General features: G+C 48.0%; 12 protein-coding genes and 1 pseudogene. 8 read left to right on the forward strand and 5 right to left on the reverse strand.

What is annotated here, in order from left to right; all coding sequences use genetic code 11:
* Positions 1-60 precede the first annotated feature (60 nt).
* Entirely contained in the window at positions 61-201 is a 141-nt protein-coding gene (locus F456_RS24260; protein WP_018976252.1) for a hypothetical protein, read from the forward strand.
* Between the two features lie 82 nt (positions 202-283).
* On the opposite strand, the pseudogene F456_RS21965 reads toward F456_RS24260, so the two are convergent.
* Positions 284-1,731, reverse strand: a pseudogene (locus tag F456_RS21965) (DHA2 family efflux MFS transporter permease subunit).
* 275 nt (positions 1,732-2,006) lie between these two features.
* On the opposite strand from F456_RS21965, the gene F456_RS0106790 reads away from it, so the two are divergent.
* Complete coding sequence (locus tag F456_RS0106790; protein WP_018976253.1) at positions 2,007-2,576, forward strand: TetR/AcrR family transcriptional regulator; 570 nt, start codon at positions 2,007-2,009, stop codon at positions 2,574-2,576.
* Positions 2,577-2,642: 66 nt separating this feature from the next.
* Here F456_RS0106790 and F456_RS0106795 read toward each other — a convergent pair whose 3' ends face one another.
* Together F456_RS0106795 and F456_RS0106800 are read right to left on the reverse strand one after the other, a co-directional pair.
* The gene (locus tag F456_RS0106795) at positions 2,643-4,241 is read right to left on the reverse strand and encodes a response regulator transcription factor (protein ID WP_018976254.1); all 1,599 of its coding nucleotides are present in this window, start codon (positions 4,239-4,241) and stop codon (positions 2,643-2,645) included.
* Positions 4,234-6,066, reverse strand: coding sequence for a sensor histidine kinase (locus F456_RS0106800; RefSeq protein WP_018976255.1), 1,833 nt, complete (start codon positions 6,064-6,066; stop codon positions 4,234-4,236). The genes F456_RS0106795 and F456_RS0106800 overlap by 8 nt, the downstream gene beginning before the upstream one ends.
* Before the next feature lie 143 nt (positions 6,067-6,209).
* Between F456_RS0106800 and F456_RS0106805 the strand changes: the two genes are divergently transcribed.
* From F456_RS0106805 to F456_RS0106820, 4 genes are all read left to right on the forward strand, one after another.
* Positions 6,210-7,544 carry an ABC transporter substrate-binding protein gene (locus F456_RS0106805; protein ID WP_018976256.1) on the forward strand — a complete coding sequence of 445 codons (1,335 nt, stop codon included), beginning with the start codon at positions 6,210-6,212 and terminating at the stop codon, positions 7,542-7,544.
* A 78-nt stretch (positions 7,545-7,622) separates the two neighbouring features.
* Positions 7,623-8,504 carry a carbohydrate ABC transporter permease gene (locus F456_RS0106810; protein WP_018976257.1) on the forward strand — a complete coding sequence of 294 codons (882 nt, stop codon included), beginning with the start codon at positions 7,623-7,625 and terminating at the stop codon, positions 8,502-8,504.
* Positions 8,501-9,403, forward strand: a complete 903-nt coding sequence (locus tag F456_RS0106815; RefSeq protein WP_018976258.1) for a carbohydrate ABC transporter permease — start codon at positions 8,501-8,503, stop codon at positions 9,401-9,403. The genes F456_RS0106810 and F456_RS0106815 overlap by 4 nt, the downstream gene beginning before the upstream one ends.
* Positions 9,404-9,460: 57 nt before the next feature.
* Positions 9,461-11,029 (forward strand): alpha-L-rhamnosidase-related protein, encoded by a 1,569-nt coding sequence (locus F456_RS0106820; protein ID WP_018976259.1) that lies wholly within the window; start codon positions 9,461-9,463, stop codon positions 11,027-11,029.
* Between the two features lie 96 nt (positions 11,030-11,125).
* On the opposite strand, the gene F456_RS0106825 is transcribed toward F456_RS0106820, so the two are convergent.
* Positions 11,126-11,587, reverse strand: a complete 462-nt coding sequence (locus F456_RS0106825; protein ID WP_157060014.1) for a DUF4179 domain-containing protein — start codon at positions 11,585-11,587, stop codon at positions 11,126-11,128.
* Positions 11,588-12,362: 775 nt separating this feature from the next.
* On the opposite strand from F456_RS0106825, the gene F456_RS0106830 reads away from it, so the two are divergent.
* Together F456_RS0106830 and F456_RS0106835 are read left to right on the forward strand one after the other, a co-directional pair.
* On the forward strand, positions 12,363-13,241 hold the full coding sequence (locus tag F456_RS0106830; protein ID WP_026293705.1) for an alpha/beta hydrolase: 879 nt from the start codon (positions 12,363-12,365) through the stop codon (positions 13,239-13,241).
* Positions 13,242-13,313: 72 nt separating this feature from the next.
* Positions 13,314-14,105: a hypothetical protein gene (locus tag F456_RS0106835; protein ID WP_018976262.1), complete on the forward strand. Its 792-nt coding sequence runs from the start codon at positions 13,314-13,316 to the stop codon at positions 14,103-14,105.
* A gap of 111 nt (positions 14,106-14,216) precedes the next feature.
* On the opposite strand, the gene F456_RS0106840 is transcribed toward F456_RS0106835, so the two are convergent.
* The gene (locus F456_RS0106840) at positions 14,217-15,599 is read right to left on the reverse strand and encodes an MFS transporter (RefSeq protein ID WP_018976263.1); all 1,383 of its coding nucleotides are present in this window, start codon (positions 15,597-15,599) and stop codon (positions 14,217-14,219) included.
* Between the last annotated feature and the right edge of the window lie 182 nt (positions 15,600-15,781).

Genomic DNA, 15,781 nt, shown 5'->3' on the forward strand with positions numbered 1-15,781 from the left:
AGACAGAGACAAAATAAGATGTAGAGAGCACAACCAATATGGAGGGAGGGTAAAATCAAGATGAAAAAAATGTGGAGTTTGCTGCTGGCATCCATGCTTCTGCTTGCTGTAACCGGATGCGGTGGAGCGGAAGAAAATGGAGATGACGGGGCCGAAAATCAAGAGCAGCATCAAAATCACGAAGAGGATGGAGACGATTAATACCTCCAATAGTGCCTCGAATTTCGTCACAACAAAAGAGAGCAGCCGTCAATCGGCTGCTCTCTTTTTTGATTAACGGTTATTAACTGTTCACCGGCTTGGACGCACCGCTGTTTACGACGATGCTTTCTTCGCTATCGCCACGTTTTACTTTTTTAATGAAAAATGACAGCAGCAGTCCGATTATGCCGATGCCGACAATGACCAAGTAAGCGTCATTAATGCCGCTGATCATCGCCTGCGTGGCTAATCCTTGTTGACCAAGGTTCTGAACGGCACCGCTCTCAACCAATTCCTGAGCATGTACAGCAGAGCGATTCGTCATGATCGTGACAAGCAGTGAAGTACCGATAGCGCCGGCTACTTGACGGATCGTGTTGGTGACCGCAGTACCGTGTGTATTGAGGCGCTGCGGCAGCTGATTGAGACCTGCGGTCTGAATCGGCATCAGCAGAAGGGCCATCCCGATCCGGCGACCGGTCGACATCAGCACCAGATACGTGTAGTCAGTCGTATCCGTCAAATTGATAAAGCCCAGTGTCGTAATGATCGTAATGATCATACCCAGTATAGCGAGCCATTTGGCACCGAAACGGTCAAACAGCTTGCCGGTAACCGGCATCAACAGCCCCATGATCAAGGCTCCCGGCAGCAGCAGCAGACCCGATTCGATCGCGCTGTAGTTCCGGGCATTTTGCAGATACAGCGGCAGCAGCATCATATCGGCATACATAATCATCGTGACCGCGATGCTGATTACTGTCGTCAGGGAGAACATACTAAACTTGAATACACGCAGGTCGAGCAGAGGTTCCTTAGATGCCAGCTGTTTCCAGCTGAACAGAATCAGAGAAATAAGGCCGACTGTAATTGTAAGAAGTACCTCGGCACTCGACCAGCCCAAGCTGCCGGCGCGGCTGAAGCCGTACAGCAGCGCACCGAAACCAATCGTGGATAAGATTACGCTGAGAACATCGACTTTGACCATGACCCGATCGCCGACATTTCGCAGAAAAATGAAGCCCAGTACAATAACGAGAAGAGCCAGCGGAATCATCACATAGAACATGGTTTCCCAGCTGTAGTTTTCAAGGGTATATCCGGTCAGTGTGGGTCCAATTGCCGGAGCAAAATAATGGCGAGTCCGACAAGTCCCATTGCACCGCCTCTTTTTTCAGGAGGAAACAGTGACAGAATGACATTCATCAGAAGCGGCATAATAATGCCTGCGCCGGCTGCCTGAATCAGACGCCCGGTGAGAAGCATCGGGAAATCCCCGGCCAGGGCCGAGACAATCGTACCGCCGAGAAATACGATCATGGCGGTCTGGAACAATTCTCGGGTTGTAAAACGCTGCATCAGATAAGCGGTGATCGGAATAAGTACGCCGTTAACGAGCAGATATCCCGTTGTGAGCCATTGGGCGGTAGCGGCGGTAATATCGAAATCTTTCATCAATTCCGGTGTAGCGACACTCATAATCGTTTGGTTCAGTGTGGCCAAGAAAGCTCCGATAATCATAATAAACATAATGGGGCCTTTTTTGATCGATCCGGCCTGCGCCGGTATACTGCTGCTCAAAATGTTTCATCCTTTCCCATTTCAACTGGACTTAATTTACATAGTGTTGGATAATCAACAAGACATAAATAAGATTATAAGTAAAAATAGACAAGGAACAAGCGACAATAATCGGAAAAACGTCAATTAGTTTGCAGTCGGTTAGAAAAGTGTTGTTTAAAATTTGAATAATATACACATAAACAAAAACTGTTGAGTATCGAAGAAAGAAAGGAAGCGTTATTATGGCGGAAAACGAAAAAAAGCGGATTGATCCGAGGGTGCTGCGTACACGTCAAATGCTCAAGGAGGCTTTGATTGAACTGCTTGAAGAGATGGATGTGGAGAAAATTACGGTTAATCGAATTGCCGAACGCGCGACGATCAACCGTGTAACCTTTTACCTGCACTACAAGGATATTCAGGATATGCTGGAGAAAATGGCGGATGAGATGGCGGAAAACGTCAATCGTGTCATGATGCGTACCATTGAACAGCATAAGTCCGGCGATCGGGAAACGCTGCTGCTCGGGCTGCTTGAACATATCGCTGCCAACGCCAAGTTTTACAAAGTGGTACTCGGTTCAAGACGTATTCCGGTATTCCACGAGCGGCTGCGCAGTGTCTTCGTCGATAAAATCAAATTGGGCATCGAAGAGATCGAAGAGCATAATCCGGATATCCAAAGCGATGTTGCCGTATGGTTCGGGTCTGCTGCGCTGATCGGAACCATATCGGCTTGGCTGCGCAATGATATGCCGTATACAGCGCCGTTTATGGCCAGACAGTTCGCTCTACTGTTTAAGCAGCGGTGAGCAACTCCCTCACAGCTGGCTGGAGCCATTCCGATGTACAGAAGCATGCTGCCAGGCAGAACCGTTTCACGAAATATAGTCGTTCTGGAGAACATTCCCGCCGTCCTGAATAGTTTTTTCCGAATTCCCGCGATATTTTTTGCGATATTCTTCGGGAGTCATTCCTTTTACTTTTTTGAACAGTCTGAAAAAATATTTGGGATTTGGGAATCCTGTTGACTTTGCGATTTTGTAGATTTTGTCGTCACTCTGGACGAGCAGGCGCCCTGCGGCTTCAAGGCGGATACCGTTTAAGTAGTCGATCAGATTCACACCGGTCTTTTCTTTGAACAGATGGCTCAAGTAACTGGGATTGATAAAAAATAGTTCGGAAATCCGCTCCAGCGTTATGGCGGAACGGTAGTTTTTGCTTAAATACGTTTTAACATTTTCAATCACATTGTTCGAAGAGTAATCCGTATTTTCGCGCATGAGATCCGAAGAGGAAGACAGTACGGTAAGAAAGTATTCTTGAATCTCCTCGTCGGAAAAAGAGGTGCGGAGCACGTTTTCCAGACTGGACGAAGAATCGCGGCTGTCCTCAAACGGATAATATATGCCGATCAACCGCTTAACTTCCCCGATAACATGCCGGCACTGGGCTTTGAATCCTGCCATACTGATTGAGGGCAGACTGCGAAGGTGCACAAAGAAAGCGAGTGTCAGCTCGATCGTTCTGGCAGTGTTGCCGGATTCGATAAAGAACAGCAGATCCGGAAGCTTGTCCCACATGGGGATGGAATCAGGCTGCCAAATGTTTCTGAAGCAGTGCAGAGCTTCATCATCCTGTAATTGTCGGCAGTCCAGCGCTCGGGAAGCTTCCGTTCCGGCTTCGCCAAGCAGGTTCAAATCGGTTTTTCTTGAACTCATACCCATATAAATCTGAACACCGCCGCTGCGCCGAAGCATCCGCATATAATCCGCTGCAAAGCTTTCTGCCGATATCAAATCGTTTTCTTCGCCGAGAGGAAGCAGGATATACGCCAACGAGTGACTTTGCGGATGAAGCAGGCAGATAGAAGCGTCGTCTGACGGAAGTTCTGGTGGAGCCGGCAGGCCGGCAGAGCCGTAAAGCAGAAGAACGGCATACCCTGAAGACAGTATGCGAAAATCAGGAGAACGGAATGCCGAAGCCAAAGAAGAACTTTCGATGCCCAATAAGATGTTCAAAGCAGACTGCTGATCGTTTTGCAGGCTAATTCGCTGTTTCTCCAGACGATCCGCCAGCGCATTATGTTTGGCCGATTGTTCCAGATCGATAGCCAGAATGGCTTTCTCGGCAGCGACTCGGATTTCTTCGCGGCTGAATGGCTTTAGCAGATAGTGAACGACCTTTGCGGAAATCGCTTCCTGCATATACTCAAAATCCGAATACCCGCTGACGACGATAATCTTTTTTTCCGGATAGTCGCGGTGCAGAATCCTGAGAAGTGACTTGCCGTCCATGACCGGCATGCGCATATCCGTGAAAATCAACTGCGGATGGAGGCGTTCAATCAACTCCAGTGCGTCTTCGCCGTTATCCGCTTCGCCGGCAAAGACAAGTTCCGTCGCGGTGCTCTCTATTTTCTTGCGCAGACCTTGTCGGATCAAGGCTTCGTCGTCAACAATTATGTAACTATACATGTTCGTTTCCTCCATTCTCGATCGGAAGTGTCAAACGTATGGATGTTCCTTCATTTTCCATACTGGATAAGGTTAGACCGAATGCTTCTCCATAGTACAAGGCGATTCGGGAGTGAACGTTCTTGATTCCGATGCTCTGGCTCGTTCGCTGACCGATTCCCAAGAATTCCGGCGGCTGCTCCAACAGAGTCCGAATCTCCTGAAGCCGGGCTTCCGACATTCCTTTGCCGTTATCGCAGACTTCGAAATACAGAAGGTGCGTACTCCGGTCGATATATCCTCTGATTGTCACGCTCCCGCCGCCTTTTTTGCCTTCAAGGCCATGATATATGGCATTTTCGATCAACGGCTGCAGAATGAGCTTTAGAATCTTCATATCCATAACCTCCGGATCGATCTCCGTATGAAATCCAATCTTATCCCCGTAACGAATCTGCTGAATCGCCATATAATCGGAAACATGCTTCAGTTCTTCTCGGGTGTATACCCGTTCGCTGTCGGTACGGATGCTGTATCTGAACATGTCGCCGAGCGCTTTGGTCATGACAGCAATACTTTCCACTTCTTCGATTTCCGCAATGCTGTTGATTGACTCCAGCGTGTTGAACAGGAAGTGAGAATTGATCTGCGCTTCAAGCGCCTTCATCTGGGCATCAAGCGTCAGAATGCGGTTCTGATAACGCTCTTTGACGAAGAGATCAATGTCTTTGAGCATCTTATCGTATTCCGCATACAGCACCCCGATCTCGTCGCGTCTGCCGCTTGATATGCCAGTTGTGCCCAGTCGGCTTGGACTACTGCGCATGATGGTTACAAGGCGGCTGATCGGATTGGTAATCCAAGTCGAGAAAGCAATAGAGAGTAGAAGAAATATAAGAGCGCAGGTAAGTGAAATGTACCCGATCAACTTTTGCGAAATGCCATATTGATCATACAAGCCCGACAAGGAGATAGAGGCTACAATTCGCCAATTATAGGAAGGAAGAGTCTGGGCGACGATAAGACTCTCGTCTATGACGTTCATCGTCTCTGTCCGAAAATCCGAAGTCTCGCTGTCGGGAAGTTGTGCCAAAGTCGAAGCCAGAGTAGAGGGCAGATACTCGCCTTCCGTGTCTTCGGTATTGTCGTAAATAATTGCGTTCGTCTCATCGATCAGATACAGCCGGGTCATGGCCGGAATAATTTCCGGTTTCAGCTCGTTGAAAATCTCCGTACTGCAGTCGATCATGAATACACCGAGAAATTGCTGGGTGTTGAGATCGTAAAGTGCTCGGGAAAATGAAATCGAAGGCTTGGCATTAATAATAAACGGTTTGACGCCAGGGCTTCCAACGACCATTTGACCTCGGTTTTCCAGCGTCTTCTTATACCAGTCGTCATGAATGGGTACATAGCCGTATTTGAGATCCGACGTGCCTCCGTAACTGATCGAATTGCCATCGGGAGCAAAAATGTAAATGCCGTTTACGTAATCGTAACTGAGCAAAATGTTTTCAAAAATCAATTTGAGCTTGCTGCGGATCAGGAAACGTTCGTAGGGATCGTCTGTCGATGATAATCGCTTCAGTTCGTCGCTCACTGTACTGTAAGCGGTAGCACTGGATGACTGCTGCTGGATTGTAAGGGAGATTCGATCAATATTCGCAAGAACTTCATCGATGCGTTCGGCCGCGTTGCCGATCGTTGTTGAAGCGACGAGTGAAGTTTGTCGGTTGACGAGCTGCGTATAACTTCGATAGGAATAGAAGGTAACGATGATAATAGGGACAATAGAGAGTGTTACCATTACCAGGAATAATTTATTTCGAAGTCTGAAAAACCCCATACCACCCCTCCTTGTAAGCGCATTCTAAAAATAGTATACCGAAAATACCAAACTTATTATACCTTCGAGTTCATTAAGATAGAAGCAGGAACAAACAAGAAATATGTGGGGTTCAAAGAAAAAAGAACGGGAGGCTTAATCAAATGAGAAAAGGAACCAAAAGACTGACAGGTCTCATGATGGCGGGAATGATGCTTCTGCTGAGCGCTTGCGGCGGAGGCGGAGGAGAGTCGGCAACTTCTGCTGCAGGCGGAGAAGGAGGCGGCGCGTCTGCTGAGCCGATAACGCTGACCATGATGGTATCCGGAACGAAAGCGCCGGACGGTCAAGACTTTGTAATCGATATCCTGCCCAAGCTGGTCAAAGAAAAATTCCCGAACGTAACACTTGAGACGTCCAAGCTTCCGGATGAGCAGTACATGACATCGATTCGAACCAAGTTGGCTTCAGGACAAGGGCCGGACTTCTTCTGGGTATTCCCGAGAAACGCCTCGCTCGGTGTGCTGGATATGGCCAAAGCCGGTTATGCGGCGGACCTGTCCGATCTGGAATTTTGGGACAAAATCAGCGAAGGCGCCAAAGAAGACATGTCGTACGAGGGCAAACCTTACGGGGTAGCGGGCGGACTTGATTATCTGGGCGTCTACTACAACAAAGCGTTATTTGAACAAGCAGGGATTACGGAACTGCCGAAGGACTGGCCGGCTTTCCTTGAAGCTTCCCAAAAGCTGAAAGACGCCGGCATTACACCCATTACGTTGGCCGACAAAGATCCTTGGTTTATCCAGTTCGGCATGTATCAGGTCGCAGCAAATATGGTCTATCCGGATGAAATGGACTTTGATACCAAGCTGCAGGCCGGAGAAAAATCGCTGAGCGATCCGAAATGGATAGCGACAATTGAGCGTTTTAAGGAACTGTATGATAACGGCTATGTCGTGAAAAACTCGTTAGGTCTGGGCAGTGCGCAGGCGGCTCAAATGTTCGTTGACGGTCAGGCAGCCATGATCTTCGACGGTACATGGGATTACGCGACGCTGACCGGCAAAGGTGCTTCCGAATTTGAACGCGGATTCTTCGCCCTGCCGGCTAACGATCCGGGTAAGCCGACGTATATCTCTGCGGCAACGGCTGCCGGATTTGCCTTAAATGCCAAATCGGAAAATCTGGATACGGCTAAAGAAGTAATGAATTATATGTTTGATGGAGAATCCGAGTTGTTCAAAGCCTGGGTCGACTCCAACAATTCGATCAGTGTGTACGAAGGCGTTCCGCTTAATAACGAGCTGTTCAAAGAAGTAAACGATTCATACCTGAAAGACAAAAATTCGGTCTACTTCCCGAACCAAATGTGGCCAACAGGTGTAGCCGAAGAGATGGAAGCGAAATTTGCCGGCATTATTGGCGGACAGGGTATAACGCCTGAACAGGTTGCCGAAGCTATGGACAAAAAATTCAAAGAACTGTGGAAACCGTAACAAAAAAAGAGAACACCTAATGAAAGCGGCCGGCCCCAAGGGTCGGTCGGTTCATTGGATGGAGATGGAGGTTGAGCCATGAATTCGACTGTAATGAAAAAAACGATGTATTTCTTCGCACTTCCTGCGCTGCTATTTTACTGCGTATTCTGGATTTTCCCAATCTTCAAGCTGTTTCAATACAGCATTACCGATTATAACGGCTATGCCCAAAGCTTCAATTACGTCGGACTGTCCAATTACAAAGAACTGTTCTCCGGCAGTACGCTGGGCAATTCGATCGGCAACACTTTGATGTATACGCTGGTCAGTGTAGTCGTAGGCAATCTGATCGGACTCGGGCTTGCGCTGCTGCTTAATCAGAATATTCGCGGTAAAGGATTTTACCGTTCGATCTCTTATATCCCAACACTGTTCAGTGCAATCGTAGTCGGCTTTATCTGGAGTTACGTCTATATGCCGGACAGCGGCATGATCGCATCGCTGCTGCGTATGGTAGGCATTCCGATCGACAATTTAAACTTCTTGGGCAGCTACTCGAGCGCTCTGTACTCTATCATTTTCGTCGAAATTTGGAAAAACATCGGCATTACGATGATCATTTTCCTTGCCGGTCTTCAGACTATACCGAACGATCTGCTGGAAGCGGGAAGAATCGACGGTGCCGGCAAATGGAAGTTGTTCCGTAACGTTACGCTTCCTCTGCTCGCGACTTCGGTTACGATCAATATTACGCTCAGCATTATCAACGGTTTGAAGGCTTTCGACTTCCCGTTCATCATGACTAACGGAGGACCGGGCGATTCGACCAATACACTCGTATATTCGATTTATAAAATGGCCTTTACGGAGCAGTTGTTTGGCAAGGCATCTGCCCTCGGTGTCATCTCGTTCTTCATCATCATTGTTATCACAATTATCGCTGTACTGACCATGAACAAAAAGGAGGTATCGGCATGAGCAAACAGGCGGCTTTTTCCAAATCGGCAGCTCCAACTCCTGCAGGACGAGCGGAAACCCGGACAGGCGGTCTTAAGCTGCTGCGCAAAGCGCTGATGCAGCTGTTGGTTGCCGGCGTCATGATCCTGAATCTGATTCCGCTTGTGATCGTATTGTCGGCCTCGCTTCGTTCACCGGCCAACAACGGCAATCCGCTGAATCTGTTCAGTGAAATCTCGCTCGCCAGCTATCAATCCGCTTTCGAACGGATGCACTTTGGTTCGGCATTATGGAACAGCATTGTTCTAACTGGAGTCTCTGTCGTTGTCGTCGTTATTATTGCTGCAATGGCTTCCTATCCGATCGCGAGAATCCAAAGCCGCTGGAGTTCGTTTCTGTATTTATTCTTCCTGGCAGGGCTGGTTATCCCCGGTCAGATGGTGTTGATTCCGATCGTGCAGATGATTAACGGTCTGAATATTCCGAATACGCAGTACACGCCGATTCTGATGTTCATTACCTGCAGTCTGCCGTTCTCGACATTCCTGTATACCGGTTTTATCCGCAGCGGCGTACCGATCGAAGTGGAGGAGGCGGCGCATATCGACGGGGCAAGTCTGATGCGCCGGTTCTGGAGCGTCGTATTCCCGCTCATTCTGCCGGTAACCGTATCGGTTATTATTACGCAGGGCGTCTGGATCTGGAACGATTATTTCTTCAACATGACGTTCATCTCGCGTGCTTCCCAGTCACCTCTACCGCTCGCCATGCTCGGCTTTATGGGGGATCAGCAGAACCCGACCCAATGGAACGTGCTGTTCGCGGCCTGCGTGCTCTGTGCGCTTCCGCTGCTGGTGGCGTTCTCGTTCCTGCAGAAATACTTTATGGGCGGGATGACAGTGGGTGCTGTGAAAGGCTGATGAGGAATAATATCCACACATGCGTGCTAAGCGTATGGACGAAAAGGGGTAGGAAGCTTGAATATTCAGCGTAGTGAAGAACAAGTGATCCAAGTGAACGAATCGTTTGCCCGTAAAGCAGAGACGTTGATGCCGGAACTGTTTTACCAGGATATTGAGCCGTATCGAATCGTGGAAGCGGTCGAAGATCCGTCTGCTATTCATGGATGGAGCATGAAAGACGCCGGTTCTGCGGAAGAATTAAGCGGAATCGTACTCGGTAAAGGAGACAGCGTTATTCTGGATTTCGGCGATCACCGGGTCGGTACAATTCGATTCGACGTGTCGCCTGTAGGCAGTCCGCCCGATGCTCCTCTGTATATGAAAGTGATTTTTGCGGAGATGCCGGTAGAAACCGCTGTTCCGTTCTCGGAATACGAAGGATGGATCAGCCGGTCCTGGCTTCAAGAGGAGCATCTGCATGTCGACATCCTTCCAGCATCAGTGGAGATGGAACGCCGCTACAGCTTCCGTTATGTAAAACTGGAAGTACTCGACACGTCGGTCAAATACAAGGTCAGCTTCACCAAAGCGATAGTGCGAACCGTGACGTCTGCCGATACTTCGGCGGCCAAGCCGCTGCAGCACTCCGATCCCGAACTCGTGGCACTTGACCGGGTAGCGATGAAGACACTGGAAGACTGTATGCAGGAAGTATTCGAAGACGGACCCAAACGGGATCGTCGGCTTTGGCTGGGCGATCTACGTCTGCAGGCACTGACTAACTATTACAGCTTCGGCAGCAACGATTTGGTCAAGCGATGTCTATATTTGTTCGCAGCCTATCCGAATGACAAGGGAATGGTAAGCGCCAACCTGTTCATCAAGCCAAAAGTAATTCCTGATGATACGTATTTGTTCGATTACTCGCTCTTTTTCCTGTCAACGCTGCACGATTACTATGAAGCGACCGGAGACCGGAATACGCTGAAAGAGCTGTGGCCGACGGCTTACCGCCAAGTTGAACTTGCGCTGGAGTCGGTGGACGAACGAGGAGTCGTGCAGGATCTTAATTCGTGGTGGTCTTTCATTGATTGGCATTCCGAATTGAACAAGCAGGCACCGAGCCAAGGCATTCTGATTTATGCGTTGAAGCAGGCGGAACGATTGGCATCTGAACTTGAAACGGGGCAGAGCCAGGAGCTGGCAGAACGCATTCACCAATTGGAAGAAGCGGCGATTGAGCAGTTATGGGATGAGAAGCAGCAATATTTCGTCAGCGGGGAGCAGCGGCAAGTCTCGTGGGCGTCACAAGTATGGATGGTGCTTGCCGGAGTGCTTGAACCAGAGCGGAGCAGCGAGCTGCTAAACCGGATGCTGGATGAAAAGCCAGGTATTCTGCCAAATACGCCGTACATGATGCATCATCTAATTGAAGCACTGATTTTGGCGGGAAATACAGAGCGGGCAGTTCTGGAAATGAAACGGTACTGGGGCGGCATGTTAGGGCATGGGGCAGATACGTTCTGGGAGCTGTATAATCCCGAGGATTTGTCATTTTCCCCATACGGAAGCCATCTGATCAACAGTTACTGCCATGCTTGGAGCTGTACACCTACTTATTTGATTCGGAAGTACGGATTGTAGAACCTTTCGAGCAATTCGAATAGAGGTAGGAGCCTAAGCAAAGGAAGCAGCATACCAAAAAGGCACGGCGAAATCATTCGCCATGCCTTTTTACATTTACTTGCTGGCGTTCAGATCGATTTTGATCTCCAGATCGTCCAAATACTGTTTTTGATCTTCAGACAAACCGTTCTCCCGAATATAAGGCTTTATCACGATACCCGACTGCACTGCCGAATTAACAAGAGTACCTTGATGGCGTTCGCCTGCCGTACGCAGTCCCGCATCGCCCTCGATTTTGCTGAACAGACTGCCGATCACCGGGATTTCGCGGATGGTATCGGCCATCGCAGGCGGGACGAATCCCGAAGCAAACAGGCTGGTGGAAAAAACGACAGCGGAAGCGGCGGCGATAGCGGTGCGGCGCAGAAGAGGGAGGTGTCGACGTTCTTTTGATATTCCTTTGGTTTGCTCTTGGTGAACTGCTTGCCCAGGCGAATCCGGCAGAGAAGCGTAAACCGCATCCAGATGGGTCTTCACTGCACTCTCCGTCTCTTGCCCGCAGGGCCAGCTCTTCATGTTCCAAAACGCATCGTTCCTTTCTTTTTATAAGATGAACATTAGACAGGCTTGTGCACCGTTCGGTTACATCGAATACGAAATGGACGTGGAAAAAGTACAAAACCCGGCGAAGGGAAGGATTAAATAAATTCATTATATGAAAAATTCATAATAGAAAACAAAAAAAAGCAGAAAAACAGAAACAAAAAAATAGAGACGAGAAAGAGAAGATATCATTCCAAAATCCATTAAATGAAAGCTAGTAAGCCAATGAGCTAATAAAAGTATGCTAAAAGTAAATAGGTAGAGTTTAATGAAGTGAGGTACATAAGGAATCAGAGGTGAAGGCCAGAGAACAAAGATAAAAATAAAAGACAAATTTTCAATTGCAGTAGGCCAAAATCAAAAAAATTAATGTAATGAAAAATTCATAATAATAAAACAAAAAATCAAAATCAGAAAAAATTAAAAGAAAAACTGCTGAAAAGCTTTATTATACAGCCTTAATCCAAAAATTCTTTGATCAAACCCCAAAAGTTATCAACGAGCACCTACACAATAATCAGACAACCAATCGGCACTTCGAGTTCTAGTATCCGTACAACAATTGCTTTTTGTCGATTAAACTCGATCAAATGCGGTTGATTAACATCACATGGTTTCATTGTAAAACGTTCTAGTTTGATTCTTCGATTGGCGTTCAATAAAGAAAACAACTTTTCGAACGTCAAGCAAGAGTCTCACTCTGACAGTTCTTGCAGTCATCTTTGAAAAAACAACAAAGGAGAGAACCATGATGAGCGAACAAAACGCATTGTCTAAAAACAAGGGGCCCGATTATGCGGACATCCCGTACCATTTTGAATCCGAAGCGCAGAAGCTGGATATTTACCTTCCCGATCAAGATAACACTGAAGCACCTTACCCAGTCATTGTGTCGATCCATGGAGGTGCATTCAAAGAAGGAGACAAAGCCGATCTTCAGGTGCGCCCTATGCTCGAGGGTCTGAAGCGCGGGTATGCAGTCATCTCGATCAATTATAGATTGAGCGGGGAAGCAATCTTCCCGGCTCAGATTCATGATGTAAAAACCGCTATTCGCTGGATCAAAGCAAACGCGGACAAATACCGACTCGACAGAAAGAGAATCGCTCTATGGGGAGGATCTGCAGGCGGACATTTGTCCGCACTCGCTGGGACATCGGCTCGGAATCGGGTATTGGAGGATATTTCGACAGGAGCAGAAGATTATATGCCTGATGTACAAGCCGTCATAGATTGGTTCGGACCGACCAATTTCTTGATTATGGACCAGTTATTCCGCGAAAGCGAAATGCAGCCTCAACTTATTCATCTGGATCCGGACTCTCCCGAATCGCTGCTGCTTGGCCGTCCAATTTCCGAAGCGACGCAGCTTGCGGCTGCAGCCAACCCGGAATCCCATATTACGAGCGATGCGCCGCCATTTTACATCCAACATGGGACGCACGATCCACTGATCCCGTTCAAACAATCGATGATGCTGGCCGAACAGCTTAGGATTGCAATTGGAGAAAGTAAAGTGAGGTTGGAGATTCTAGAAGGAGCGGGACATGGCGGGTCAGAATTCGAATGTCCGGAAAATGTAGACAAGATATTGGATTTTCTCGATGAGGTGCTGAAGCGTGAATAATCTAAGTGAATTTGAATACCAGAACTGGAATAGTTGAATTTGAACAAATATGAAGTGGAAAAGGAGGAGCCCATGCCCCTGTACAGAGAACTATTAGCGCTTGATACGGTATTGGATCAGCTGCAGGAGCGGTCGATCAAGCTGCATACCGATTATAGAAAAGAACCCTATGATGAGTTTAAACAGTGGGCAGGACAACAATTTCGACGAGGACAGTTAATGCTCATTCTGTCCTGTATGCAGCTTGGTACGACAGGACGACGCAATCAATGGACGTATGTCCCTCCCGACGAGAGTAAACGTCTTATGTTCCCCATGCCGATCCTTCAATCGTCGGAAGAAATGCTTCAGCTTCATTTTCGATATATGAAATACTGGGATCGAGAACTTATGCTCGATTGGCTTGCTCGAAACAATGACTTGTCAATTGAGCTGCGATCTGGCCTTGATCTGCTTTCAGAAAATGTTGAAAAAGATCTAGATATTTATTATCCCTCCTATAAGTCCTCTACATGGATATCTGAAGATCTGCCTCTTTGTCCTCAAGATCTAACGATTCTTGTTGTGCGGATAAGTGGAAACCACGATCATTATGATTTTGCTCTTCGGGAAGATGCAGCGCTTCAGATCGAACGTTTACAGGAGCAGTTTTACACTTGGATCTACAGCCAAGAAGGCGTTCATCCGTTTCGCCGTTTTGATGAGCATATGACGGAAGGGCGCATAACCTTTTCCGATTGGGTATACACCTATAATCCGCACAGCTTTATGGATTGGCTCAATATTGATGTTTACGAGAGCCTGGTCGGCTGGGTGATCGAGGAATCCGGGGATAGACCTTACATCAAAAAAATCTATTTTTAATTCATACCATTTATCATGCAATAAACAAAAAAAGAAAGTAAAAAAAAATCCTGACTCCACATCCAGCAGAGTCAGGATTACTTTTTTTAAAATCCGAATATCAGTATATTTCTATCCCACTTGAAGGCGGCTGTGACGGCGATACCAGAACGCACTCAGAATCGCAACCATTGCTGATATCGAAAGCCCCCAGTAAATGTTCGAGTACGCCGTCGCCAGCGGCAGCGTATGCTGCCATTCCAGTGCTGTCGAAGACAGAGCAACACTAAATGCACCACTGAAGAACTGCAGCAGCTGGAATAAGCCCATGCCTGAACCGACGAATGATTCCGGCAGAATACGGGACATTTCGTTCGACAGACTGCTGGACAGCGCCGTGAACGACATACTGAGAATCATATAGATTAGCATAGCTGCTACCCATGAGTGAGCAATCATCAGTGCAAACAGCAGAGTCGATACCAGCAGCAGCGGAGGACCAAAACGCAAAATGCCCTGATTGCCGTGACGGTCGATCACTTTGCCGATTTTGCGGGATGCGATAATCGCCAGCAGCGAACCCGGGAAAATAACCAATCCGGCAAACCCGGCGCCGAAACTGTAATGGCGGGTCAGAATTTGCGGCAGAAGAAACAGCGTCGAGAAGTTACAGATATAAGCGGTCATGCCGGCCATAGCGAGCAGTAGATAACGACGATTCGTAAAGAGCGAAGGCATCACGAATGGATCGGGCGTCACCCGGATACGCAGAACGAACAAGACCAGAGAAAGCACGCCAACCACAAGCAGAACCCAGAGCTGATTCGTCAGGAACAGCAGCAGGCTCGTAATACCGATCGCAAGGAGTACCCCACCCAGCGCATCAAACGAGCCGCGTTTCGGCATTTCTTTTGGCAGCAGCCAGGCAAACAGCGGAAGAAGCAGCAGCACAGCCGCAGTAATAGCAAACAGCCAATGCCAGTTCAAGTTCTCAACGATCATGCCGCCGACAACAGGTCCAAGTCCAAGACCGAGCGATACGGCAGACATAATCGTCGCCATCGCGGAGCCCCGGCGTTCTAAAGGTATGTATCGGGTAAAGAGGACCATAGCCAACGATACGACGCCGCCCGCTCCAGCTGCCTGAAGAATTCGGCAGATCAGCAGAACGAGGAAGCTTTGACTGAAAAATCCGATCACGCCGGCACCGCCCAGTGCAAGCAGTCCAATGATCAGCAGCCGCTTAAGCGGAACGAAATCGGACAGGCGGCTGAACGTAATGGAAGAGATTGCGAACATAATGGAGTATCCCGTTACGATCCAAGCGGATGTAGCGGCGGAAATGCCGAAGTCCAGTGTGACGTCCGGAAGCGCCATATTGAACATGGCCGTATTCATTACTACAAGAACGACGGCTATACTGAATACAAGAATAGTTAATCCTTCACGTCTCAGAGCGGGCTCTGATGACGTCTGCGGCATATCTGCCGAATGTGATGAAGCTGATGATTTCATACAAATTCTCCTTTTTCTATAGTTCGGTAATTAACGAACAATTGAATTATAGCAGGAGAATACGGTAACATACAATTAGAACTTTCATTTACACAAAAGTCCCAGCAAAAGGTCCGGTCGACTATAAACATAATTTGAAATAAAAGATGCAGTAATCAAGGCTTGAAATGCAGCATAGAAAT

It is taken from the genome of Saccharibacillus kuerlensis DSM 22868 (assembly GCF_000378145.1).
GTDB classification, from domain to species: Bacteria; Bacillota; Bacilli; order Paenibacillales; family Paenibacillaceae; genus Saccharibacillus; species Saccharibacillus kuerlensis.

What these genes read in the sequence shown, in the direction of transcription:
- F456_RS0106835 (WP_018976262.1), top strand. Translation starts at nt 13,314, where the DNA reads ATGCCCCTGTACAGAGAACTATTAGCGCTTGATACGGTATTGGATCAG.
- F456_RS0106815 (WP_018976258.1), top strand. Translation starts at nt 8,501, where the DNA reads ATGAGCAAACAGGCGGCTTTTTCCAAATCGGCAGCTCCAACTCCTGCA.
- F456_RS0106790 (WP_018976253.1), top strand. Translation starts at nt 2,007, where the DNA reads ATGGCGGAAAACGAAAAAAAGCGGATTGATCCGAGGGTGCTGCGTACA.
- F456_RS0106840 (WP_018976263.1), bottom strand. Translation starts at nt 15,599, where the DNA reads ATGAAATCATCAGCTTCATCACATTCGGCAGATATGCCGCAGACGTCA.
- F456_RS0106825 (WP_157060014.1), bottom strand. Translation starts at nt 11,587, where the DNA reads ATGAAGAGCTGGCCCTGCGGGCAAGAGACGGAGAGTGCAGTGAAGACC.
- F456_RS24260 (WP_018976252.1), top strand. Translation starts at nt 61, where the DNA reads ATGAAAAAAATGTGGAGTTTGCTGCTGGCATCCATGCTTCTGCTTGCT.
- F456_RS0106805 (WP_018976256.1), top strand. Translation starts at nt 6,210, where the DNA reads ATGAGAAAAGGAACCAAAAGACTGACAGGTCTCATGATGGCGGGAATG.
- F456_RS0106800 (WP_018976255.1), bottom strand. Translation starts at nt 6,066, where the DNA reads ATGGGGTTTTTCAGACTTCGAAATAAATTATTCCTGGTAATGGTAACA.
- F456_RS0106810 (WP_018976257.1), top strand. Translation starts at nt 7,623, where the DNA reads ATGAATTCGACTGTAATGAAAAAAACGATGTATTTCTTCGCACTTCCT.
- F456_RS0106830 (WP_026293705.1), top strand. Translation starts at nt 12,363, where the DNA reads ATGATGAGCGAACAAAACGCATTGTCTAAAAACAAGGGGCCCGATTAT.
- F456_RS0106795 (WP_018976254.1), bottom strand. Translation starts at nt 4,241, where the DNA reads ATGTATAGTTACATAATTGTTGACGACGAAGCCTTGATCCGACAAGGT.